Source organism: Chryseobacterium indologenes, from assembly GCF_001295265.1.
GTDB lineage: Bacteria > Bacteroidota > Bacteroidia > Flavobacteriales > Weeksellaceae > Chryseobacterium > Chryseobacterium indologenes_A.
Genome location: NZ_LJOD01000047.1, coordinates 1 through 1,911, shown reverse-complemented (window position 1 = coordinate 1,911; position 1,911 = coordinate 1). Strand labels below are relative to the sequence as shown.

Genomic DNA, 1,911 nt, shown 5'->3' with positions numbered 1-1,911 from the left:
AAGTGACAATGGCTTACTAATAATATCGCCCGCAAAGATTTTATATTTCTTATACTTTTCTTTTTGTTCAGTAGTAAAATAAGATTGGATATTATTAGAAATTTTCAGTTTTATTATTCTGTGGAGTTACAGTCATTTTTATTTGTGAATAGACACAAATTGTTGAAAGTAACAAAAAGACCATTATAGCTTGTTTCATCTTTATTTTTATTAATTTTTCTTAAGATTTACTGTATAATAATTTAGGATGTGAACCATCTTTGTTATGTGTTAAAGATATTAATCGTAATAGAAATAGACTGCTTCAAAGATGAAACAGTCTCTTGTTTTTCTTAGAGTACAATAGCAGTGTCAGCTGGAGTTTTATATAAATATACTTTTTTTAGACTATCTCTCTTTTTGAAATTCTATATATTTTTTAGAATATGGTCCAGTCTGATCTTTTCTAGCTTTCAAATCTAAACAATAGAAAGAAAAAATAAAATTTCCAATTATGATTAATACTATAGTAAAAGTAACCCAATTACCCTTCTTATTTTTTTTATTAGGTAATTTATCAAATTCATCAATAATTTTTTTCCATTGATTTTTACTATAAAATATAGCGTAATCAACCAAAACTAGAATTGCTACCATAATTATCCATCCTATTTTCGTTCCAACAATATCAGCTTTTGGATTAATATATACTTTGTAATATATAAGTAAAGAGGCTAATAGCCAAATTTCTAAAACAATAATAACAAGTGAGGTTTTAAACAACGTTCCAAATTTACCTCCTGATACTTCTGAAGTAACCGCTATTGATTTATGTATTTTATAATAAAAATAATAGTATAACTTTTTAATACTCATGTCTAAAATTTTTGTGAACCGTATGGAAAAATATACTGAGGGGCCATTCCTGAATTTTGATTAATAATTTCATCAAAAATGGCTTGTCTTCTTTCTGTATCAATCATTGCTCCATCCCAGCCGCCAGGATAAAATGCATCAATTCCAAAATAAAATAAGCTTCCGACTCCCCTGCTACGCCTCCCCATACTCCAAGTGCTCCAAATACTGTATTTACAGTTGCTTTTCCTGGGTTCGCAGAGTTTGGGGAAGTTGGATCATTATAGTAATTAATTGTCCCTCTAAAATCCATTGCCGCAGCTAAACCAAAAGAAAATTTACCCAAACCGCTTCCAATCTTACTTAATGCCATTGTTCTTGTATATCGGTTTTTTATAAATTCATTTCCGTTTACGTTGCGTCGATAAAGCTTTAGCGATGAGCCATGTATCGTAACTCTTGTTTCTCCAGATATATTTTCTAACCCTAAAATGCTGCAAATCCCCAATTTGCACGTCCTCCAAAACCATACTACTCAAGCGTATTGTCTGGTAATATCCACTACCTCCTCTATCAATCCAACTATAAAGTCGGGAAGCTTCACCAAATGGTAAACTTTCATAATTAGCCCAAGCTGACATACCGTTAGAAGAAAACTGACTATATGTTGTCTTTCCTGGTCGTGACATATTTTAAATTCCATTAAGCCATTCCTGATGTATAATTGTATCCATAATGCTTTAATCCAAACGGATAATAGTTATTTTCTTCAAGAACGGCTGCTCCTGAGCCATTATTCTGATAGCTCAACCGTACATTTCCTAACTGATCTGTATAGTTGTAAATATACTTATTATTTCAAAATTGCAGACAGATGTAGTCATATATAGCAAAATAGACTGTTTCAGAAATGAAACAGCCTATTGTTTTTCTTTGAGTATAGGCGATGACGTTCACGCCATTGTTTTGTCTAAAATAGTAAAGAAAAGAACAACTTTTTTACTTATGACTCGATTAATGGGATATCATCATAATTATCAACTTTAAGATTCAGAATATATTCTATAATTTTATCAA

2 protein-coding genes are annotated in these 1,911 nt (G+C 30.6%); both read right to left on the bottom strand.

Annotation, left to right across the window (positions count from 1 at the left end):
• Window positions 1-387: 387 nt before the first annotated feature.
• Window positions 388-855 carry a hypothetical protein gene (locus AOB46_RS22610; RefSeq protein WP_062703656.1) on the bottom strand — a complete coding sequence of 156 codons (468 nt, stop codon included), beginning with the start codon at window positions 853-855 and terminating at the stop codon, window positions 388-390.
• Between the two features lie 103 nt (window positions 856-958).
• On the bottom strand, window positions 959-1,207 hold the full coding sequence (locus AOB46_RS22605; protein WP_062703654.1) for a hypothetical protein: 249 nt from the start codon (window positions 1,205-1,207) through the stop codon (window positions 959-961).
• Window positions 1,208-1,911: the final 704 nt, after the last annotated feature.